This window comes from Prolixibacteraceae bacterium, assembly GCA_019720755.1.
Classification (GTDB): domain Bacteria; phylum Bacteroidota; class Bacteroidia; order Bacteroidales; family Prolixibacteraceae; genus Halosquirtibacter; species Halosquirtibacter laminarini.
On the sequence record CP081303.1, the window covers coordinates 3,902,501 to 3,926,791 of the forward strand.

At 41.5% G+C, this 24,291-nt stretch carries 6 protein-coding genes, 6 tRNA genes and 8 rRNA genes (1 of these 20 running past the window's edge); 4 read left to right on the forward strand and 16 right to left on the reverse strand.

Annotated elements, in window-relative coordinates:
- From K4L44_15495 to K4L44_15515, 5 genes are all read right to left on the reverse strand, one after another.
- Nucleotides 1-994 (reverse strand): 23S ribosomal RNA (locus K4L44_15495) (it extends 1,886 nt beyond the left edge of the window).
- Between the two features lie 115 nt (nucleotides 995-1,109).
- Nucleotides 1,110-1,183 (reverse strand) — tRNA-Ala (locus tag K4L44_15500).
- A 24-nt stretch (nucleotides 1,184-1,207) separates the two neighbouring features.
- A tRNA-Ile gene (locus K4L44_15505) sits at nucleotides 1,208-1,281 on the reverse strand.
- A 143-nt stretch (nucleotides 1,282-1,424) separates the two neighbouring features.
- Nucleotides 1,425-2,948 (reverse strand): 16S ribosomal RNA (locus tag K4L44_15510).
- The 16S and 23S rRNA genes sit together here with 2 tRNA genes alongside, the layout of an rRNA operon.
- A gap of 384 nt (nucleotides 2,949-3,332) precedes the next feature.
- The gene (locus tag K4L44_15515) at nucleotides 3,333-6,128 is read right to left on the reverse strand and encodes an NPCBM/NEW2 domain-containing protein (GenBank protein QZE13926.1); all 2,796 of its coding nucleotides are present in this window, start codon (nucleotides 6,126-6,128) and stop codon (nucleotides 3,333-3,335) included.
- Nucleotides 6,129-6,296: 168 nt separating this feature from the next.
- Here K4L44_15515 and K4L44_15520 point away from each other — a divergent pair, with 168 nt between their 5' ends.
- The 3 genes from K4L44_15520 (at nucleotide 6,297) to istB (ending at nucleotide 10,392) form a co-directional block, all read left to right on the forward strand.
- Nucleotides 6,297-7,202 carry a transposase gene (locus K4L44_15520; protein QZE13927.1) on the forward strand — a complete coding sequence of 302 codons (906 nt, stop codon included), beginning with the start codon at nucleotides 6,297-6,299 and terminating at the stop codon, nucleotides 7,200-7,202.
- An 866-nt stretch (nucleotides 7,203-8,068) separates the two neighbouring features.
- Nucleotides 8,069-9,640 carry an IS21 family transposase gene (gene istA, locus K4L44_15525; GenBank protein QZE13928.1) on the forward strand — a complete coding sequence of 524 codons (1,572 nt, stop codon included), beginning with the start codon at nucleotides 8,069-8,071 and terminating at the stop codon, nucleotides 9,638-9,640.
- On the forward strand, nucleotides 9,637-10,392 hold the full coding sequence (gene istB / locus K4L44_15530) for an IS21-like element helper ATPase IstB (protein ID QZE13929.1): 756 nt from the start codon (nucleotides 9,637-9,639) through the stop codon (nucleotides 10,390-10,392). The genes istA and istB overlap by 4 nt, the downstream gene beginning before the upstream one ends.
- Before the next feature lie 935 nt (nucleotides 10,393-11,327).
- Here istB and rrf (K4L44_15535) read toward each other — a convergent pair.
- The 11 genes from rrf (K4L44_15535) to K4L44_15585 form a co-directional block, all read right to left on the reverse strand.
- A 5S ribosomal RNA gene (gene rrf / locus K4L44_15535) occupies nucleotides 11,328-11,438 on the reverse strand.
- 125 nt (nucleotides 11,439-11,563) lie between these two features.
- Nucleotides 11,564-14,443: ribosomal RNA gene (locus tag K4L44_15540) — 23S ribosomal RNA — on the reverse strand.
- 115 nt (nucleotides 14,444-14,558) lie between these two features.
- Nucleotides 14,559-14,632: transfer RNA gene (locus K4L44_15545), tRNA-Ala, on the reverse strand.
- 24 nt (nucleotides 14,633-14,656) lie between these two features.
- Nucleotides 14,657-14,730, reverse strand: a tRNA-Ile gene (locus K4L44_15550).
- A gap of 143 nt (nucleotides 14,731-14,873) precedes the next feature.
- Nucleotides 14,874-16,397, reverse strand: a 16S ribosomal RNA gene (locus K4L44_15555).
- A 148-nt stretch (nucleotides 16,398-16,545) separates the two neighbouring features.
- Nucleotides 16,546-16,656 (reverse strand): 5S ribosomal RNA (gene rrf / locus K4L44_15560).
- 125 nt (nucleotides 16,657-16,781) lie between these two features.
- A 23S ribosomal RNA gene (locus K4L44_15565) occupies nucleotides 16,782-19,661 on the reverse strand.
- Between the two features lie 115 nt (nucleotides 19,662-19,776).
- A tRNA-Ala gene (locus K4L44_15570) sits at nucleotides 19,777-19,850 on the reverse strand.
- Between the two features lie 24 nt (nucleotides 19,851-19,874).
- Nucleotides 19,875-19,948 (reverse strand) — tRNA-Ile (locus tag K4L44_15575).
- Between the two features lie 143 nt (nucleotides 19,949-20,091).
- Nucleotides 20,092-21,615 (reverse strand): 16S ribosomal RNA (locus tag K4L44_15580).
- A gap of 1,126 nt (nucleotides 21,616-22,741) precedes the next feature.
- Nucleotides 22,742-23,257 (reverse strand): hypothetical protein, encoded by a 516-nt coding sequence (locus K4L44_15585; protein ID QZE13930.1) that lies wholly within the window; start codon nucleotides 23,255-23,257, stop codon nucleotides 22,742-22,744.
- Nucleotides 23,258-23,510: 253 nt separating this feature from the next.
- On the opposite strand from K4L44_15585, the gene K4L44_15590 reads away from it, so the two are divergent.
- Nucleotides 23,511-24,272 carry a hypothetical protein gene (locus K4L44_15590; protein QZE13931.1) on the forward strand — a complete coding sequence of 254 codons (762 nt, stop codon included), beginning with the start codon at nucleotides 23,511-23,513 and terminating at the stop codon, nucleotides 24,270-24,272.
- Nucleotides 24,273-24,291 lie beyond the last annotated feature (19 nt).

Sequence of the window (24,291 nt, forward strand, 5' to 3'; positions counted from 1 at the left end):
CATGGACCTTAGCACCCATGCCCTCACTCCTGGTAATCATATTACAGCATTCGGAGTTTGTCTGGAGTTGATAGGCGGTGAAGCCCTCGCATCCAATCAGTAGCTCTACCTCTGCAATACTATATCCAAGGCTGCACCTAAATGCATTTCGGGGAGTACGAGCTATTTCCGAGTTTGATTGGCCTTTCACCCCTACCCACAGGTCATCCAAGAGCTTTTCAACGCTCCCTGGTTCGGTCCTCCATCTTGTGTTACCAAGACTTCAACCTGCCCATGGGTAGATCACACGGTTTCGCGTCTACCCCCACTGACTTTAGCGCCCTATTCAGACTCGCTTTCGCTTCGGCTCCTAGCCTTAAACTATTAACCTTGCCAGTGAGGAGTAACTCGTAGGCTCATTATGCAAAAGGCACGCCGTCACATATAAATATGCTCCGACCGCTTGTAAGTGTATGGTTTCAGGTACTTTTTCACTCCCCTGTTCGGGGTACTTTTCACCTTTCCCTCACGGTACTGGTTCACTATCGGTCTCTTAGGAGTATTTAGCCTTACCAGATGGTCCTGGCAGATTCAGACAGGGTTTCACGTGCCCCGCCCTACTCAGGATACTGCTAGATCATATTTGCTTACGTGTACAGGACTTTCACCCTCTTTGGTGTAACTTTCCAGTTACTTCCACTTCACGCATAATCTCATATTGCAGTCCTACAACCCCAATTACGCCGAAACGTAATTGGTTTGGGCTAATCCGCGTTCGATCGCCACTACTAACGGAATCACTTTTGTTTTCTCTTCCTCCGGGTACTTAGATGTTTCAGTTCTCCGGGTTTGCCTCTGATATAATCAGATAACCAATAAATTGGCTGGGTTGCCCCATTCAGAAATCTTCGGATCATAGGTTGTTTGCACCTCCCCAAAGCTTATCGCAGCTTATCACGTCTTTCATCGCCTCTAAGAGCCAAGGCATCCACCATACACCCTTACTTACTTTCTATTACATTAACCTTTTCGTTAATCTAAAATATTACTGTTGTATTCTTTTTACAGATTACTTCTTCCAGAATGTCAAAGAACTTATATACACTAATTAGTTAATCAGTATAAATGTGTGGAGAATATCGGAGTCGAACCGATGACCTCCTGCGTGCAAGGCAGGCGCTCTAGCCAACTGAGCTAATCCCCCCAATAACCTGCGTTATCTTAAATGTAGTCCCGCCCAGACTTGAACTGGGGACCTCTACATTATCAGTGTAGCGCTCTAACCAGCTGAGCTACGGGACTATGCTATAAAAACATAACCACCTTAGTATTTCAGCATATCGCTATCACCACGTTGGTCATGTGGGTATATAAGGTTTTTTTGATATGACAAGAAAAAACAACCTAATCTGTCGATTTTCTTAAACCGTTCTTGTCGGCTCCAGAAAGGAGGTGTTCCAGCCACACCTTCCGGTACGGCTACCTTGTTACGACTTAACCCCAGTCACTAGTTTTACCCTAGGCCGCTCCTCTCGGTAACAGACTTCAGGCACCCCCAGCTTCCATGGTTTGACGGGCGGTGTGTACAAGGCCCGGGAACGTATTCACCGCGCCATGGCTGATGCGCGATTACTAGCGAATCCAGCTTCACGGAGTCGAGTTGCAGACTCCGATCCGAACTGAGACCAGTTTTAGAGATTAGCATCCTGTCGCCAGGTAGCTGCCCTTTGTACTGACCATTGTAACACGTGTGTAGCCCTGGACATAAGGGCCGTGCTGATTTGACGTCATCCCCACCTTCCTCTCACCTTACGGTGGCAGTCTCTCTAGAGTCCTCAGCTTAACCTGTTAGCAACTAAAGATAAGGGTTGCGCTCGTTATGGGACTTAACCCGACACCTCACGGCACGAGCTGACGACAACCATGCAGCACCTTGTACGTCGTCCGAAGAAAGGTCTATCTCTAGACCGGTCGCCGTACATTTAAGCCCAGGTAAGGTTCCTCGCGTATCATCGAATTAAACCACATGTTCCTCCGCTTGTGCGGGCCCCCGTCAATTCCTTTGAGTTTCAATCTTGCGATCGTACTCCCCAGGTGGATTACTTAAAACTTTCGCTTAGCCACTGACTGTGTATCGCCAACAGCGAGTAATCATCGTTTACGGCGTGGACTACCAGGGTATCTAATCCTGTTCGCTCCCCACGCTTTCGTACATCAGCGTCAGTTATACCTTAGTAAGCTGCCTTCGCAATCGGTGTTCTGAGTAATATCTAAGCATTTCACCGCTACACTACTCATTCCGCCTACCTCAAGTATACTCAAGTAATACAGTTTCAATGGCAGTTCTACAGTTGAGCTGCAGGATTTCACCACTGACTTATATTACCGCCTACGTACCCTTTAAACCCAATAAATCCGGATAACGCTTACACCCTCCGTATTACCGCGGCTGCTGGCACGGAGTTAGCCGGTGTTTATTCATATGCTACCTTCAGCTACTTTCACGAAAGTAGGTTTATTTGCATATAAAAGAAGTTTACAACCCATAGGGCAGTCATCCTTCACGCGGGATGGCTGGTTCAGACTTGCGTCCATTGACCAATATTCCTCACTGCTGCCTCCCGTAGGAGTCTGGTCCGTGTCTCAGTACCAGTGTGGGGGATCATCCTCTCAGAACCCCTAGACATCGTTGCCTTGGTAAGCCGTTACCTTACCAACTAGCTAATGTCACGCATGTTCATCTTGTACCGCCGGAGCTTTAATTATCGAGCCAGGCGACTCAATAATACTATGAGGTATTAATCCAAATTTCTCTGGGCTATCCCTCTGTACAAGGCAGATTACATACGCGTTACTCACCCGTGCGCCGGTCGTCGTCTGGTAGCAAGCTACCTCCGTTACCCCTCGACTTGCATGTGTTAGGCCTCCCGCTAGCGTTCATCCTGAGCCAGGATCAAACTCTTCGTTGTATAAAAAGTTAATTAATTTAGCTCAACAAAAACTCAAAAATCTATTGATTGACGGTTGCTTTTTGTACTTGTCATTATCAAAAAAATATCTTCAAAGAACTTATTTCTTATTTCATCCATCGTCGCCGTTGCGCCGATGTTTTTGCGGTTGCAAAGATAAATCATTTTATCTTTAAACTCCAAATGTTTTTTCATTTATTTTTCGTCTCCGAAAAACTTAAAAACATTGAATCAAAACCATTAAGAACTCGCTATCGTTTTTCTCGAAAGCGTTGCAAAGAAAGGGCTTTTTTTGCTTTACTTCCAAATAAAAACCTAAAATAAAAAAAAGGGGTCGGCATATATCATAGCCGATCCCCCTATGGATTCACTTTTAACAAACTTCTATTCAAATCGATACCAAACATAAGAAGAAGGAGCAATCGTGACATTTAATTTTACATTATAGTCACGATCTAACTTCATTTTATATGATTTTCCATTAGAATCAATAATTTTAACTTTCGAAGCCTTCCCTGTATAATAAAGAGGAATTTTAATTTCTTCCGTAATACTCGTATTTGTTGGATTAAAAAACATCGCCAAGCCACAATTTTTTAAACTTGGATTTACATGAATGAAGCCATCAATATTACGTCCATCAGGTCTGCGAATATGAACAATTGGAGAGTTTAATATTTTTCTATTCTCCTTATACCAACCAATCACATCTTTTACAACCTCTTTTGTTTTATCTGTGTCATACAAACGCTTTCCTCGATAGCATGCTTGCACACCACTACCATAGTTTTGCATCATATGGGCTTTATATGTCTGCAAGTGCTCAGATAGTGGTTCAATAGTTGCAGCAGCACCACCACCATGATACTGGGTCAATGGCACAAAAGTCCAACTCATCGACGGCAACCTCTTCCAAGTTCCATCATAGTTATTCTGTCGTCCAATAACAAGTTGTCGCTCTCTTGGAAGAGACCAATTCACTTCTCGATACCCTATTCCGTTTTTATTTGAACCACTTAAGTAGTACCAATCAGGAATATTCATCGATATATCATTAGAATTACACCATTTGTAAAAATCCGTAATCTTAGACCAAGCATACCATTGTGAATCATGGACATCTTTATGATGCTTATGATTATTTGATGCACAAACTTGTCCAGGATATGAACCATCATGCTCAAGCAGATCAAATCCTGTTTCAGTAAAGAATGTTCTCAACTTCTTAAAATAATTATCAGCCCATTCTGTACCAAGACAAGGAGAACTTCCATGAATCATTCCACCTCTTTTTCCTGTTTTAGGATTGATCACATCCACATCATCAGAGATCCATCTACTTGAAAGAAGTGAATACCCTCCAAGTTCAATTCCTTTACTATGTGCATAGTCTGCTAATTTTTTATATTTCTTCAAGTACTTAGGATCGCTATTCTCCATGTTCAACCCACTACCGAAACTAAGAATTACCATTTCATAGCCAACTTCACTAGCTTGGTCAATCGCATTTTTAATATCTTTTGGTTTGGATGAAACCAAATGTAGAAAAATTGGATTTTCAGTTGTCCAAGGAGCAACAGTCATATAAAAACGATTCTGTTCAAGACCTTTTCTCTGTTTGTCATAAGAATCATATGGCATAAACCATACACGGAAAGACGAAAACTTACTATTTCTATTTAAAGAAACAGAAGGTCCAATTGGAGGCTTACATTCTAATACACATGGTGTATTCAGGTTATAGTTAGCCTGAGAAGTATACTTTTTATCAGTCACCCAATTGACAACTTTATTTGATGATGCAAATGACATCGCATGGAAAGCATAATCACTTTCAATATGAATATTTGGATAATTCCAGCGATCTGATTTTCCTCTTTCAACAGAACTCTCTTCTTCAAAAAGTGCGATAATCTCACTTTTAAAGGAGTCTACAATAATGTTATTTTCACTATTGTTTTCTATAGCAATCCACTTTTCAATCAATGGAACATTGTCATATATGGCATAATTGACTTCAATAGCTACCCCAGGGTAGTCCTTGTGTCCATAAATAAAAGTTAGTGTTTTTCCTTTTACTTGATCTTTACTAACTAATGACCATCTCTTATTCTTCCAATCAACTCTCTTTTGCAACGGAGATATTCTAAAATCTTGAACAGTAAATGCATTTGGCATAGACCTCATAGATTTCAACCAGTCTAATTGAAAATAAGCTCTATCCGTTTCTCCTTCCAAACCTCCAATAGCGTAAACTTCCCCATTAATTGAAACTTCAGCCTCAGGTGACATTGAACGAAGTAGCTCTTTCTGTTCAACATTTGAATATAATCCAATGGTGGCACAATTAGGAGTAACAGAAAAAGTTCGTGTAATTAAGCCATTTGAAAGTGAGATATGCCCATTATTATCAATAAAAACACCAGAAGGAATATTCTCATTCTGGATCAACCAATCCTTCTTAGGGGCATATTTATAGTTTGTAGGTAAAGTAGGAAGTGATTGAACTTTGTTCTGAAGCGTATTGTTTTTCGCAATAGTATTAGATTGAACTTTAAAATGATCAACCAAAGTTACTTTACTACCTGTTGTAATGACTGGGTCAATCCAACAAGGTAAGTCACCTGAAATACCGTCCCCCCCATCATCAACGGTAAGAACAAGCTCTTTAATGCCATCTATAGAGATACGAAATGGTATAGAGTTGTCCGTTGTACTCAACACATTACTTTTCCAAAGAACCTTACCATCACCTACAATCTGAAAGCGACAAGTTCCTTTTTGTATACGATCTAATGTTTCAGCAAAAGCAACAAGATATTTGCTATCATTTCCATTATAGTAGAACATCTTCAAGCCATCACTTAAAGTTTCATGCTTTACGGGTCCTTTATATTCTATCGAATTCTTTACCCCCACTCTACCTTCCAATAAAGTAGAGTTTCCATCTAATTTGATTCTGAGAATACTTCCTGGGAGTGTTCCAATTCCTGTAGTATATTTTTCACCATTGATTACAATAGCCTTCCCATCTACAGCAATATCTTTTGTTGCAGTAAGGTAAGGTTGCTCAATCTTTCCTAGAGATAGGCTTCCTAACTTAATCTTTTGTTGCCCCTGAGCAGTAACTGTACTGCATAGACCAACTAAAAGAATTAGTTGAAATAATAAATTGTTCATTGTATATGTTTATTTAGTTCTAGGCAATATACGAATTAAATCAATGCGAATCAAGAGTTGGATTTCATATCTAACCAAGTGGTTTAATTACCTATATAATAGACATTTATATTGTTTTTGTCCTTAAAGATCAGTATCTTATAGTTGTTTTCAAAGCGACTTTAAAATATGATAATCAAGGATAAGGACTTCAATTTAATAAAAATATACGATCTAATTTGTTATTATTTCGATGAGTTAAGATATTATTGTGAACGATTTAGTAACAATAACTCCCCTTGCTTTACTGATCAAGAGGTGATGACAATATATCTTTTTGGTGTTCAATATCAAGAATACACCAAGATAAATCAGATTCATAAATTTGCATGTGATTACTTGTCTGACTGGTTTCCAAATTTAGGATCTTATCAAGCATTTTGTAATCGCCTTAATCGTTTAGGTGGAGCTTTTACAAGATTGTCTGAGTTATTACTTGAAGACACTCAGCCTAATGATTGTATTATCGATCAATGTTTACTTGATTCGATGCCAATTATAACGTGTTCTGGCAAACGAAAAGGCAAGGTGGCCAATGAAGTAACCAATAAAGGCTATTGCTCTACGAAAGGAGTTTACTATTATGGCATGAAGCTTCATATGCTGGGGATAAGACGACAAGATGCTTTACCATTTCCAGAGCAAGTCCTTTTTACCCCTGCATCTGTGAACGATATTGTCGTTTACAAGGAGAGATGGTCAGAGATGCGGAACAGAACCTTCTTCGAAGATAAAATTTACATGCATAATGAATTTAACCAACAAGTGAAGAATCAGTATAATTCAGAAATGTTGACACCTATTAAGGCAATAAAAGGAATGCCCTTGATAATCAAACAAAGAATAAAAGCAGCAGATGATTTGTATAATAGAGCTGTATCTAAAATTAGACAACCTATTGAAGCAATGTTCTCTTGGCTAATCGAAAAAACAGATATACAAAGAGCTAGTAAAGTAAGGTCTACAAAAGGATTAATGGTACATGCATTCGGTAAACTAACTGCAACGTTTCTTAATTATGTTTTGAACTCTTGATTCGCATTAGGAATATATTTATATTAATAACACAACCCGATATACAAACTCTATCCACATGCATACATGTATTCAAACAATTACAATTTAGGGGACTACAATAAATATAAAGTATCAACTAAATATTTCTTAATGAATAATTTTATCTAGAGATAATTAAGAATGATCAAAACGAAAAATACTGTAGAGAATCATTCATGATGTCTACGGCATCCAATATTTGTCATATAAAAAACAATATCAACGTAGACGGAGTTTTCGTACAAAAACGAATGATTATCTTTCAAACAGACAAAAGAAAATCATTAGAAAGATTAACAAAACAAGGACATAGAAAATTACTGATTTGAATAGAAAGTAACTTAAAAAAGTGATGAATAAATATTCAATACTCATAAAGGAAATGATTTACGTAAAGAGGTCCCTCTTTCCAACATCCCTTTATTTCAGAAAAGTATAGACACAAAAAGAGCTGATTCTTTATAAGAAGCCCCTTTTATTAAAACAGCGGCAACCTACTCTCCCACTTTTCTGCAGTAGCCTCAGCGCGATAGGGCTTAACTTCTCTGTTACCAAAGGGCATTAAATTCGGGAGGTCCCTCTTTCCAAGATTAGAAGATACATCTCTTTATTTCTAAAACGATAGCATAGTTATATTTCAGAAAAGTATAGACAAAAAAAAACTGACTCTTTATAAGAAGCCCCTTTTATTAAAAGGGCGACGACCTACTCTCGCCCATCTCTGCAGTAGCCTCAGCGTGTAAGAGGTAACTTTACTTCATCAAATTTTCGTAAAAGCTATTCACCAGTTGTATATAAATAAAAAAGCCTCGATCTTTTAGGTGTCCAAACCAAAAATCGAGGCAATGAATAGAAAACAAAAATTCTCTATGTGGTACAAAGTTAAAGAAATGCATGAATCTGGCTTTAACAAAAGTCAAATAAGTGCGAAATTAGGTATTGATCGCGCTACTGTTCGCAAATATATCAATACAAAAGAGGACGAATTCATTCGAAGCTTAACGAGCATCTGTCAGATGCCTAAAAAGTTAGCACCGTATCAAATGTTCACCAAAAATTTATTGGTTGAGTATCCATTTCTCTCTGCCGCACAAATTGAAGATCGACTTAAAGAAAATTTTAAAGACTTGCCTCAAGTTTGTAGTAAGACGGTGTATAATTTTGTGATGTCAACTCGCAAACGATATGACATTCCTAAGGTCTCTGCCTATTCGATACGGCAGTATGAGAAAATCGTCGAAGTGAAATATGGTTCTGAGGCGCAGGTTGATTTTGGTGAATGCTATCTTTATAAAGAAGATGGATGCAGAGTTAAGGTCTATTTTTTTGCCATGGTTCTTTCTCGATCTCGATATAAATATGTCTATTGTCAAAGTCGTCCCTTTACTAGCGAAACTGCTAACTATGCTCATGAACTTGCATTTTCATATTTCGAGGGAATACCAAAACGTATTGTATATGATCAAGATAGTGTTTTTATTCATGATGAAAATCTAGGAGATTTTAAACTAACACAGGGGTTTAGACAACTTTGTGATAAGTATAAATTTGAGACTCACTTTTGTCGAAAGGCTGATCCTGAATCTAAGGGTAAAATAGAAAATGTAGTTAAGTATGTGAAATACAATTTTCTAAAAGGTCGAAAATTTATTGATAATGAATCTTTACAGACAGCATGTTTGGCTTGGTTGCGTCGTACTGGAAACCAAAAGAGACACAGTACGACTCACAAAATACCTTCAGAAGAGTGGATGATAGAAAAAGATCATTTACTTCCTTTTAATGGGGATATTGAAACACCTAAAGATAAATTACCTACACTTAATGTGTTAAAAGACAATACAATCAGATATAAAGGGAATACATATAGCGTACCTTTCGAAACGTATCAAGGAGTTGATACGAAAGTGATTGTATCACAACAAGACAATGAATTGCTTATTCTGAATAGCGATCAAACGCTATTAGCAAAACACTTAGTTCCATCTAGTAGAGGGAATTATGTGAAAAATAACGATCACTCGAGGCCAAAATCTAAAACAAAAGAAAAACTGCATAATACTATCTTGGATAAACTGGGACATACTGACTCTGTGAAACTTTATTTAGAAACTTTAGAGAATGATAAGTCAAGATATTATTATGATAGTCTAAGACTTTTAGACAGGAAAATCACAGATGATAATATTCGTTTTGCAGAGCAAACCATAAATTGGTGTTCAGAAAACAACATCCTGAATGCAAATGACTTCATACAGATACTTAACTATTATAAGAGTCGGGATGAAGCAATGAAGATCAGTCAAAAAGTTGTTCTTCCTAAAGTTGAAATGAGTGGTGGTAAAAAGATCAATAATCGTGATGTACAACCTTCAAGAAGTAGTATTGAAACATATGAAAGATTAATAAACCTATGAACCAGATTGAAAAAATAAAGCTACATGCTGATGCTCTAAGACTCACCCAGACCCGTAATAACCCAGAAGGGATTATACATGAAGCACAAATAAATAAGCCAACCTATATGGAGTTCTTATTATCTGTTTTTGAATGTGAAATTAAGCATCGAGAGAAGAAAAATATTGAACGACGAATAGCCTTAGCTAACCTTCCCAAAGATCATGATCTTGATAAATATGATTTTAATGCTTCAAATGGTATAACACCATCTCATCTTAAGCAACTGAGGGAGCTGATGTGGATGGAACAGAATTATAACCTAATTTTAATGGGACCATCAGGAACTGGAAAAACTTTTATCGCAGCAGGATTGATCTACGATGCCGTAAATACAGGATACAAAGCTTATTTTATCACCATGGAGGAGTTAATAAAGACATTGAAAATGAAAGAAATGATCTCTTCTGCTCTTGCAAAATACAACCGACTATTAAAGGCAAATATTATTGCCATTGATGATATTATGCTTTTTCCAATCAAGAAAGAAGATGCAGTTTCATTTTTTAATTTAATAAACCATCTTCATGAACAAACATCGGTTATTATAACTACCAATAAATCTCCTAAAGAATGGGCTGAAACACTCGAGGATGAAGTGTTGGCTACAGCATTACTTGACCGTTTACTATATCGTTGTGAAGTAGTAAAAATGAAAGGGCAAAGCTTTAGAATGGAAAATAGAAGGACCATTTTTGAACCTGTTCGATAATCATCCCTATACTGTATTTATATGGCAGATCCTCATTATGGATCAGGGAAACTTTTGGTTGTAATAGTGGTGATTTACTTTTACGAAAAAATGATGATTATTAATTTGCTATTTACACTCAGCGCGATAGGGCTTAACTTCTCTGTTCCCAAAGGGCATTAAATTCGGGAAGAGGTCCCTCTTTCCAACATTAGAAGATACATCTCTTTATTTCTAAAACGATAGCATAGTTATATTTCAGAAAAGTATAGACACAAAAAAAGCTGACTCTTTAGAAGAAGCCCCTTTTATTAAAAGGGCGGCGACCTACTCTCCCACATCTCTGCAGTAGCCTCGGCGCGATAGGGCTTAACTTCTCTGTTCCCAAAGGGCATTAAATTCGGGAAGAGGTCCCTCTTTCCAAGATTAGAAGATACATCTCTTTATTTCTAAACGATAGCATAGTTATATTTCAGAAAAGTATAGACACAAAAAAAGCTGACTCTTTAGAAGAAGCCCCTTTTATTAAAAGGGCGGCGACCTACTCTCCCACATCTCTGCAGTAGCCTCAGCGCGATAGGGCTTAACTTCTCTGTTCCCAAAGGGCATTAAATTCGGGAAGAGGTTCCTCTTGCCAATATTAGAAGATACATCTCTTTATTTCTAAACGATAGCATAGTTATATTTCAGAAAAGTATAGACACAAAAAAAGCTGACTCTTTAGAAGAATCAGCTTTTATTAAAAGGGCGGCGACCTACTCTCCCACATCTCTGCAGTACCATCGGCGCGATAGGGCTTAACTTCTCTGTTCCCAAAGGGCATTAAATTCGGGAAGAGGTTCCTCTTGCCAATATTAGAAGATACATCTCTTTATTTCTAAACGATAGCATAGTTATATTTCAGAAAAGTATAGACACAAAAAAAGCTGACTCTTTAGAAGAATCAGCTTTTATTAAAAGGGCGGCGACCTACTCTCCCACATCTCTGCAGTACCATCGGCGCGATAGGGCTTAACTTCTCTGTTCGGAATGGGAAGAGGTGGAACCCCTATGCAATAACCACCTTAAATTGTTAATACGGTGATTTATACGTGACTAATAATTTTAATAATATTAATCAATATACATAGTTCAATATGATTTTGACATTTCTCCTGGAAGAAGGAATCCTAGAATACAACATACTTTATTCTAATGAAAGTTTCGGGTAATTAGTACTGCTCGGCTTTGGTCTCGCAACCTTTACACCTGCAGCCTATCAACGTCGTAGTCTCCAACGACCCTCTAAGGAAACCTCATCTTGAGTGGAGCTTCGTGCTTAGATGCTTTCAGCACTTATCTCTTCCAAACGTAGCTACTCAGCAATGCACCTGGCGGCACAACTGATACACCAGAGGTTTGTCCACCGCGGTCCTCTCGTACTAGCAGCAGCTTCTCTCAAGTTTCCTGCGCCCACAACAGATAGGGACCGAACTGTCTCACGACGTTCTGAACCCAGCTCGCGTGCCACTTTAATGGGCGAACAGCCCAACCCTTGGGACCTTCTCCAGCCCCAGGATGTGACGAGCCGACATCGAGGTGCCAAACCGCTCCGTCGATATGAGCTCTTGGGAGCGATCAGCCTGTTATCCCCGGAGTACCTTTTATCCTTTGAGCGATGGCCCTTCCATACGGAACCACCGGATCACTATGCTCTACTTTCGTACCTGATCGACTTGTTGGTCTCACAGTCAAGCACCCTTGTGCCATTACACTCTACAGACGGTTACCAATCGTCTTGAGGGTACCTTTAGAAGCCTCCGTTACTCTTTTGGAGGCGACCACCCCAGTCAAACTACCCACCACACAATGTCCTCATCGCTGAGTTAGGTTCCAAACAGGCAAAGGGTCGTATTTCAAGGACGACTCCACAACGCCTAGCGACGCCGCTTCATTGTCTCCGACCTATCCTACACATTACATGCCCAGAATCAATGTGAAGTTGCAGTAAAGGTTCACGGGGTCTTTCCGTCCCGTTGCGGGTAATCGGCATCTTCACCGATACTTCAATTTCACCGAGCTCATGGCTGAGACAGTGCCCAGATCGTTGCACCATTCGTGCAGGTCGGAACTTACCCGACAAGGAATTTCGCTACCTTAGGACCGTTATAGTTACGGCCGCCGTTTACCGGGGCTTCATTTCAGCGCTTCTCCGAAGATAACGCCCCCACTTAACCTTCCGGCACCGGGCAGGTGTCAGGCCTTATACATCATCTTTCGATTTAGCAAAGCCCTGTGTTTTTGATAAACAGTCGCCTGGGCCTTTTCACTGCGGCTCCCCTTACGAGGAGCGATCCTTCTCCCGAAGTTACGGATCGATTTTGCCTAGTTCCTTAGCCATGAATCACTCGAGCGCCTCAGGATTCTCTCCTTGACTACCTGTGTCGGTTTGCGGTACGGGTCTGTATAATCTACGTTTAGAGGTTTTTCTTGGAAGCCCTTAGGCACACTATCCAATTGTCCGAAGACGCTTGGTACTATCAGGTTTCAGCTCAATGTGCGGATTTGCCTACACATATCATAACCTAAGCCCTTCAACGTACTATTCCGTCAGTACGCGGTGCTTTCATCACTCCGTCGCCCCATCACAATTATACAAAGTACAGGAATATTAACCTGTTGTCCATCGAGTTCGCCGTTCGGCTTTCCCTTAGGTCCCGACTAACCCTGATCCGATTAGCGTTGATCAGGAAACCTTAGTCTATCGGCGGGGGGGTTTCTCGCCCCCCTTATCGTTACTTATGCCTACATTTGCTTTTCTAACCGCTCCAGCACACCTCACAGTATGCATTCAACGCTGGTTAGAATGCTCCCCTACCACTTAATGGTAGTCCATTAAATCCATAGCTTCGGTGATATGTTTAATGCCCGATTATTATCCATGCCCGATCGCTCGACTAGTGAGCTGTTACGCACTCTTTAAATGAATGGCTGCTTCCAAGCCAACATCCTAGCTGTCTATGCAATCAGACCTCGTTTGTTCAACTTAACATATACTTGGGGACCTTAGCTGATGGTCCGGGTTCTTTCCCTTTCGGACATGGACCTTAGCACCCATGCCCTCACTCCTGGTAATCATATTACAGCATTCGGAGTTTGTCTGGAGTTGATAGGCGGTGAAGCCCTCGCATCCAATCAGTAGCTCTACCTCTGCAATACTATATCCAAGGCTGCACCTAAATGCATTTCGGGGAGTACGAGCTATTTCCGAGTTTGATTGGCCTTTCACCCCTACCCACAGGTCATCCAAGAGCTTTTCAACGCTCCCTGGTTCGGTCCTCCATCTTGTGTTACCAAGACTTCAACCTGCCCATGGGTAGATCACACGGTTTCGCGTCTACCCCCACTGACTTTAGCGCCCTATTCAGACTCGCTTTCGCTTCGGCTCCTAGCCTTAAACTATTAACCTTGCCAGTGAGGAGTAACTCGTAGGCTCATTATGCAAAAGGCACGCCGTCACATATAAATATGCTCCGACCGCTTGTAAGTGTATGGTTTCAGGTACTTTTTCACTCCCCTGTTCGGGGTACTTTTCACCTTTCCCTCACGGTACTGGTTCACTATCGGTCTCTTAGGAGTATTTAGCCTTACCAGATGGTCCTGGCAGATTCAGACAGGGTTTCACGTGCCCCGCCCTACTCAGGATACTGCTAGATCATATTTGCTTACGTGTACAGGACTTTCACCCTCTTTGGTGTAACTTTCCAGTTACTTCCACTTCACGCATAATCTCATATTGCAGTCCTACAACCCCAATCACGCCGAAACGTAATTGGTTTGGGCTAATCCGCGTTCGATCGCCACTACTAACGGAATCACTTTTGTTTTCTCTTCCTCCGGGTACTTAGATGTTTCAGTTCTCCGGGTTTGCCTCTGACATAATCAGATAACCAATAAATTGGCTGGGTTGCCCCATTCAGAAATCTTCGGATCATAGGTTGTTTGCACCTCCCCAAAGCTTATCGCAGCTTATCACGTCTTTCATCGCCTCTAAGAGCCAAGGCATCCACCATACACCCTTACTTACTTTCTATTACATTAACCTTTTCGTTAATCTAAAATATTACTGTTGTATTCTTTTTACAGATTACTTCTTCCAGAATGTCAAAGAACTTATATACACTAATTAGTTAATCAGTATAAATGTGTGGAGAATATCGGAGTCGAACCGATGACCTCCTGCGTGCAAGGCAGGCGCTCTAGCCAACTGAGCTAATCCCCCCAATAACCTGCGTTATCTTAAATGTAGTCCCGCCCAGACTTGAACTGGGGACCTCTACATTATCAGTGTAGCGCTCTAACCAGCTGAGCTACGGGACTATGCTATAAAAACATAACCACCTTAGTATTTCAGCATATCGCTATCACCACGTTGGTCATGTGGGTATATAAGGTTTTTTTGATATGACAAGAAAAAACAACCTAATCTGTCGATTTTCTTAAACCGTTCTTGTCGGCTCCAGAAAGGAGGTGTTCCAGCCACACCTTCCGGTACGGCTACCTTGTTACGACTTAACCCCAGTCACTAGTTTTACCCTAGGCCGCTCCTCTCGGTAACAGACTTCAGGCACCCCCAGCTTCCATGGTTTGACGGGCGGTGTGTACAAGGCCCGGGAACGTATTCACCGCGCCATGGCTGATGCGCGATTACTAGCGAATCCAGCTTCACGGAGTCGAGTTGCAGACTCCGATCCGAACTGAGACCAGTTTTAGAGATTAGCATCCTGTCGCCAGGTAGCTGCCCTTTGTACTGACCATTGTAACACGTGTGTAGCCCTGGACATAAGGGCCGTGCTGATTTGACGTCATCCCCACCTTCCTCTCACCTTACGGTGGCAGTCTCTCTAGAGTCCTCAGCTTAACCTGTTAGCAACTAAAGATAAGGGTTGCGCTCGTTATGGGACTTAACCCGACACCTCACGGCACGAGCTGACGACAACCATGCAGCACCTTGTACGTCGTCCGAAGAAAGGTCTATCTCTAGACCGGTCGCCGTACATTTAAGCCCAGGTAAGGTTCCTCGCGTATCATCGAATTAAACCACATGTTCCTCCGCTTGTGCGGGCCCCCGTCAATTCCTTTGAGTTTCAATCTTGCGATCGTACTCCCCAGGTGGATTACTTAAAACTTTCGCTTAGCCACTGACTGTGTATCGCCAACAGCGAGTAATCATCGTTTACGGCGTGGACTACCAGGGTATCTAATCCTGTTCGCTCCCCACGCTTTCGTACATCAGCGTCAGTTATACCTTAGTAAGCTGCCTTCGCAATCGGTGTTCTGAGTAATATCTAAGCATTTCACCGCTACACTACTCATTCCGCCTACCTCAAGTATACTCAAGTAATACAGTTTCAATGGCAGTTCTACAGTTGAGCTGCAGGATTTCACCACTGACTTATATTACCGCCTACGTACCCTTTAAACCCAATAAATCCGGATAACGCTTACACCCTCCGTATTACCGCGGCTGCTGGCACGGAGTTAGCCGGTGTTTATTCATATGCTACCTTCAGCTACTTTCACGAAAGTAGGTTTATTTGCATATAAAAGAAGTTTACAACCCATAGGGCAGTCATCCTTCACGCGGGATGGCTGGTTCAGACTTGCGTCCATTGACCAATATTCCTCACTGCTGCCTCCCGTAGGAGTCTGGTCCGTGTCTCAGTACCAGTGTGGGGGATCATCCTCTCAGAACCCCTAGACATCGTTGCCTTGGTAAGCCGTTACCTTACCAACTAGCTAATGTCACGCATGTTCATCTTGTACCGCCGGAGCTTTAATTATCGAGCCAGGCGACTCAATAATACTATGAGGTATTAATCCAAATTTCTCTGGGCTATCCCTCTGTACAAGGCAGATTACATACGCGTTACTCACCCGTGCGCCGGTCGTCGTCTGGTAGCAAGCTACCTCCGTTACCCCTCGACTTGCATGTGTTAGGCCTCCCGCTAGCGTTCATCCTGAGCCAGGATCAAACTCTTCGTTGTATAAAAAGTTAATTAATTTAGCTCAACAAAAACTCAAAAATCTATTGATTGACGGTTGCTTTTTTGTACTTGTCATTATCAAAAAAATATCTTCAAAGAACGTTTTGTTCATAAAAAAAATCAACTCAAGTGAATTGATCTTTCATTAAAAGGGCGGCGACCTACTCTCCCACATCTCTGCAGTACCATCGGCGCGATAGGGCTTAACTTCTCTGTTCGGAATGGGAAGAGGTGGAACCCCTATGCAATAACCACCTTAAATTGTTAATACGGTGATTTATACGTGACTAATAATTTTAATAATATTAATCAATATACATAGTTCAATATGATTTTGACATTTCTCCTGGAAGAAGGAATCCTAGAATACAACATACTTTATTCTAATGAAAGTTTCGGGTAATTAGTACTGCTCGGCTTTGGTCTCGCAACCTTTACACCTGCAGCCTATCAACGTCGTAGTCTCCAACGACCCTCTAAGGAAACCTCATCTTGAGTGGAGCTTCGTGCTTAGATGCTTTCAGCACTTATCTCTTCCAAACGTAGCTACTCAGCAATGCACCTGGCGGCACAACTGATACACCAGAGGTTTGTCCACCGCGGTCCTCTCGTACTAGCAGCAGCTTCTCTCAAGTTTCCTGCGCCCACAACAGATAGGGACCGAACTGTCTCACGACGTTCTGAACCCAGCTCGCGTGCCACTTTAATGGGCGAACAGCCCAACCCTTGGGACCTTCTCCAGCCCCAGGATGTGACGAGCCGACATCGAGGTGCCAAACCGCTCCGTCGATATGAGCTCTTGGGAGCGATCAGCCTGTTATCCCCGGAGTACCTTTTATCCTTTGAGCGATGGCCCTTCCATACGGAACCACCGGATCACTATGCTCTACTTTCGTACCTGATCGACTTGTTGGTCTCACAGTCAAGCACCCTTGTGCCATTACACTCTACAGACGGTTACCAATCGTCTTGAGGGTACCTTTAGAAGCCTCCGTTACTCTTTTGGAGGCGACCACCCCAGTCAAACTACCCACCACACAATGTCCTCATCGCTGAGTTAGGTTCCAAACAGGCAAAGGGTCGTATTTCAAGGACGACTCCACAACGCCTAGCGACGCCGCTTCATTGTCTCCGACCTATCCTACACATTACATGCCCAGAATCAATGTGAAGTTGCAGTAAAGGTTCACGGGGTCTTTCCGTCCCGTTGCGGGTAATCGGCATCTTCACCGATACTTCAATTTCACCGAGCTCATGGCTGAGACAGTGCCCAGATCGTTGCACCATTCGTGCAGGTCGGAACTTACCCGACAAGGAATTTCGCTACCTTAGGACCGTTATAGTTACGGCCGCCGTTTACCGGGGCTTCATTTCAGCGCTTCTCCGAAGATAACGCCCCCACTTAACCTTCCGGCACCGGGCAGGTGTCAGGCCTTATACATCATCTTTCGATTTAGCAAAGCCCTGTGTTTTTGATAAACAGTCGCCTGGGCCTTTTCACTGCGGCTCCCCTTACGAGGAGCGATCCTTCTCCCGAAGTTACGGATCGATTTTGCCTAGTTCCTTAGCCATGAATCACTCGAGCGCCTCAGGATTCTCTCCTTGACTACCTGTGTCGGTTTGCGGTACGGGTCTGTATAATCTACGTTTAGAGGTTTTTCTTGGAAGCCCTTAGGCACACTATCCAATTGTCCGAAGACGCTTGGTACTATCAGGTTTCAGCTCAATGTGCGGATTTGCCTACACATATCATAACCTAAGCCCTTCAACGTACTATTCCGTCAGTACGCGGTGCTTTCATCACTCCGTCGCCCCATCACAATTATACAAAGTACAGGAATATTAACCTGTTGTCCATCGAGTTCGCCGTTCGGCTTTCCCTTAGGTCCCGACTAACCCTGATCCGATTAGCGTTGATCAGGAAACCTTAGTCTATCGGCGGGGGGGTTTCTCGCCCCCCTTATCGTTACTTATGCCTACATTTGCTTTTCTAACCGCTCCAGCACACCTCACAGTATGCATTCAACGCTGGTTAGAATGCTCCCCTACCACTTAATGGTAGTCCATTAAATCCATAGCTTCGGTGATATGTTTAATGCCCGATTATTATCCATGCCCGATCGCTCGACTAGTGAGCTGTTACGCACTCTTTAAATGAATGGCTGCTTCCAAGCCAACATCCTAGCTGTCTATGCAATCAGACCTCGTTTGTTCAACTTAACATATACTTGGGGACCTTAGCTGATGGTCCGGGTTCTTTCCCTTTCGGACATGGACCTTAGCACCCATGCCCTCACTCCTGGTAATCATATTACAGCATTCGGAGTTTGTCTGGAGTTGATAGGCGGTGAAGCCCTCGCATCCAATCAGTAGCTCTACCTCTGCAATACTATATCCAAGGCTGCACCTAAATGCATTTCGGGGAGTACGAGCTATTTCCGAGTTTGATTGGCCTTTCACCCCTACCCACAGGTCATCCAAGAGCTTTTCAACGCTCCCTGGTTCGGTCCTCCATCTTGTGTTACCAAGACTTCAACCTGCCCATGGGTAGATCACACGGTTTCGCGTCTACCCCCACTGACTTTAGCGCCCTATTCAGACTCGCTTTCGCTTCGGCTCCTAGCCTTAAACTATTAACCTTGCCAGTGAGGAGTAACTCGTAGGCTCATTATGCAAAAGGCACGCCGTCACATATAAATATGCTCCGACCGCTTGTAAGTGTATGGTTTCAGGTACTTTTTCACTCCCCTGTTCGGGGTACTTTTCACCTTTCCCTCACGGTACTGGTTCACTATCGGTCTCTTAGGAGTATTTAGCCTTACCAGATGGTCCTGGCAGATTCAGACAGGGTTTCACGTGCCCCGCCCTACTCAGGATACTGCTAGATCATATTTGCTTACGTGTACAGGACTTTCACCCTCTTTGGTGTAACTTTCCAGTTACTTCCACTTCACGCATAATCTCATATTGCAGTCCTACAACCCCAATCACGCCGAAACGTAATTGGTTTGGGCTAATCCGCGTTCGATCGCCACTACTAACGGAATCACTTTTGTTTTCTCTTCCTCCGGGTACTTAGATGTTTCAGTTCTCCGGGTTTGCCTCTGACATAATCAGATAACCAATAAATTGGCTGGGTTGCCCCATTCAGAAATCTTCGGATCATAGGTTGTTTGCACCTCCCCAAAGCTTATCGCAGCTTATCACGTCTTTCATCGCCTCTAAGAGCCAAGGCATCCACCATACACCCTTACTTACTTTCTATTACATTAACCTTTTCGTTAATCTAAAATATTACTGTTGTATTCTTTTTACAGATTACTTCTTCCAGAATGTCAAAGAACTTATATACACTAATTAGTTAATCAGTATAAATGTGTGGAGAATATCGGAGTCGAACCGATGACCTCCTGCGTGCAAGGCAGGCGCTCTAGCCAACTGAGCTAATCCCCCCAATAACCTGCGTTATCTTAAATGTAGTCCCGCCCAGACTTGAACTGGGGACCTCTACATTATCAGTGTAGCGCTCTAACCAGCTGAGCTACGGGACTATGCTATAAAAACATAACCACCTTAGTATTTCAGCATATCGCTATCACCACGTTGGTCATGTGGGTATATAAGGTTTTTTTGATATGACAAGAAAAAACAACCTAATCTGTCGATTTTCTTAAACCGTTCTTGTCGGCTCCAGAAAGGAGGTGTTCCAGCCACACCTTCCGGTACGGCTACCTTGTTACGACTTAACCCCAGTCACTAGTTTTACCCTAGGCCGCTCCTCTCGGTAACAGACTTCAGGCACCCCCAGCTTCCATGGTTTGACGGGCGGTGTGTACAAGGCCCGGGAACGTATTCACCGCGCCATGGCTGATGCGCGATTACTAGCGAATCCAGCTTCACGGAGTCGAGTTGCAGACTCCGATCCGAACTGAGACCAGTTTTAGAGATTAGCATCCTGTCGCCAGGTAGCTGCCCTTTGTACTGACCATTGTAACACGTGTGTAGCCCTGGACATAAGGGCCGTGCTGATTTGACGTCATCCCCACCTTCCTCTCACCTTACGGTGGCAGTCTCTCTAGAGTCCTCAGCTTAACCTGTTAGCAACTAAAGATAAGGGTTGCGCTCGTTATGGGACTTAACCCGACACCTCACGGCACGAGCTGACGACAACCATGCAGCACCTTGTACGTCGTCCGAAGAAAGGTCTATCTCTAGACCGGTCGCCGTACATTTAAGCCCAGGTAAGGTTCCTCGCGTATCATCGAATTAAACCACATGTTCCTCCGCTTGTGCGGGCCCCCGTCAATTCCTTTGAGTTTCAATCTTGCGATCGTACTCCCCAGGTGGATTACTTAAAACTTTCGCTTAGCCACTGACTGTGTATCGCCAACAGCGAGTAATCATCGTTTACGGCGTGGACTACCAGGGTATCTAATCCTGTTCGCTCCCCACGCTTTCGTACATCAGCGTCAGTTATACCTTAGTAAGCTGCCTTCGCAATCGGTGTTCTGAGTAATATCTAAGCATTTCACCGCTACACTACTCATTCCGCCTACCTCAAGTATACTCAAGTAATACAGTTTCAATGGCAGTTCTACAGTTGAGCTGCAGGATTTCACCACTGACTTATATTACCGCCTACGTACCCTTTAAACCCAATAAATCCGGATAACGCTTACACCCTCCGTATTACCGCGGCTGCTGGCACGGAGTTAGCCGGTGTTTATTCATATGCTACCTTCAGCTACTTTCACGAAAGTAGGTTTATTTGCATATAAAAGAAGTTTACAACCCATAGGGCAGTCATCCTTCACGCGGGATGGCTGGTTCAGACTTGCGTCCATTGACCAATATTCCTCACTGCTGCCTCCCGTAGGAGTCTGGTCCGTGTCTCAGTACCAGTGTGGGGGATCATCCTCTCAGAACCCCTAGACATCGTTGCCTTGGTAAGCCGTTACCTTACCAACTAGCTAATGTCACGCATGTTCATCTTGTACCGCCGGAGCTTTAATTATCGAGCCAGGCGACTCAATAATACTATGAGGTATTAATCCAAATTTCTCTGGGCTATCCCTCTGTACAAGGCAGATTACATACGCGTTACTCACCCGTGCGCCGGTCGTCGTCTGGTAGCAAGCTACCTCCGTTACCCCTCGACTTGCATGTGTTAGGCCTCCCGCTAGCGTTCATCCTGAGCCAGGATCAAACTCTTCGTTGTATAAAAAGTTAATTAATTTAGCTCAACAAAAACTCAAAAATCTATTGATTGACGGTTGCTTTTTTGTACTTGTCATTATCAAAAAAATATCTTCAAAGAACTTATCTCTTATTCATCCATCGTCGCCGTTGCGCCGATGTTTTTGCGGTTGCAAAGATAAAACATTTTATCTTTAAACTCCAAATGTTTTTTCATTTATTTTTCGTCTCCGAAAAACTAAAAAACATTGAATCAAAACCATTAAGAACTCGCTATCGTTTTTCTCGAAAGCGTTGCAAAGAAAGGGCTTTTTTTGCTTTACTTCCAAATAAAAAAACAGTTAATTTTACCTACCCAACGTAAAACACCTGCTATCGCACTAATCCAAAACATGTTATGAAACACATCTTTTTTTCATCCCTACAGATACATTCCGAACACGGTTCATCTCAAATCAAATATTGACACCAAAAGACTCATCCACTAAAACCATACTATCGTGGAAAAACATCCAAAACCTTAAGACATCTATTTAAGTTATGATAAATCACTTCCAAGAAAACAGTTTCTTGGAAAACAACCTTTGCAATATCCATAATTTTCTGGACAACCTCTATTGAGGGACATCCAAAGGGAATCCATAGGGATTGATAGGTGCTTTGTCCATGGTTTGTCCATCCTTTGCTCATGGTTTGTCCATCGATTCTCCATCGATTCGATGACTGAAGCATGAACAAACCATGAGCAAACCATGAACAAAGTCAGGTAGAAACAGCTATCATCTACTCTTTAAAGTATAAACAAAGAAAACTAGACACTGTCAGGTAAAGAGTCTACAAATTGTTCGGAAATTGTTACAGACGATGAATGATTATCTTAAATGAAACGAAAAGGCATTGGCTCCTCCCCTATTACTTTCCATCTCCAATAGTCGTAGTAATGAAAATAGTGAATTTTGATGATATCTCTTATCGGATTGCATATCGAACCTTTACAATACGAATAAACAGAACCATAACATGTTTATCTACTGTTACAGTCCTCCGTAAATTCGATTGGATTTCAGTTATTTAAAAATATTTACTCAATAAAAGCAATAGAAGTCATTGTGAACAAGACATGCTTTTCAAATAGATACGTAATATTGCTAAAGTCTCCATTTTCCAGAAACCCAAACATAACCTCCATTAGATGTATTCCAAGTTCCTTTAATCCAAACTGATTTTTTAGCAGGCTTCTTCACCCAATGTGGTTCTACATAGACATACTCATTATATCTTTTATCATATCTCCATTCTCCTTGGACCAACACATAATCTGGTCCTGGTTTTTTAACAACAACTGTTGTAGTATATTTTTGAGGTTTTGGTTTTACAACAACGACATGGTGACGATTACATTTATGGTGAACAGGTTTGGCATAGTAGTAATGATCATGATAGTGATGTTTTTTTCCATGATGATGCTTCTTCTTACAGTGCTTGCTTTTTTTTGAAGTGTGATGCTTTTTATGATTTTTACAACATTTATCATGTTTATCAATATTCTTAAAATAGGACTCTATAAAGAGATCTGTTGGAGAACTACAAACGGTTGATGCTAAAACATCTCCTTTCAATGGCAACAAACAGAACAGCAAAATAAATATAGATATAATTTTCATAAGCAACATTTTATATTGAAAAGCAATAATAACCCAAACGTAACATAATTCTTAGTTAATAAATATAAATAAAATGCAATATTCACTTAAATCATCAGGTTGTATGATTGAAAATAAACAGACTTATAGATCTATAAGAAAATAGAATATCATGAACATTTCAAAATATCACTAAAAACACATATGTTTTATTTTGTTAATCATTGTCTGTTTTAATTACTTTTGGAACGAAATTTAACTAAAAACTGAAACGATGAAAAGACTCCTACTATTGTTCACACATCTATTTTTTTACTTTCACACCCTTCAAGCACAAGATAGTAAGGTTATTAACAGTAGCAAGATCATCCAAGGAGAGATGGCAACATTTAGGGTAGGATTGGATTCAGAAACGGATAAAATAGAAGAATGTCATTGGTTAATAATCAATAAGAAAAAAGATGATATCTACTTTGAGAACAAGATCAAACAAAGTAGATATACCAGGACATGGAATGACTGTGGAGAATATACCATCTATAGTAGGGTAAGAGATATTAGTGGTTGTGTTTCCTCACAAATATTCAAAGATTTTGAAGTAATTGCAGCAGAGTGGGAAATTACTTCAAAGATTATAAATAAGGTTCAGTGTAGTATGGTTGCTCCGAGAACCAAAATAGGTCGAATTATAGTAAGAAAAAGTTCATTTAATCCAATTGAATTTAATTTACATATCACCGCGACCGTTGATGGAGTATATAAAGTTATATACAATGTGGAAGATGGTAAAATAAACAAAGTGGAAACTCTCAGTTTTAAAGCTACGAGAAGAACAGAGGGGTTTACAAAGAAGATAGTGATACCTAAAGATAAGTTCCGTTCTTTATACACCAACACAGACAATGTCAATAAAACTCTTACTATCAGCATTATTGAAGTTAAAAACCCATCAGACGTACAGTTAAAACAGAAAAAAGGTAGTATGGGAGGTTTTAAAGCAACCATAAAGCCACAACCTAGAATCTCATTTAAATAGAGAGCATAGTAAATTGGAG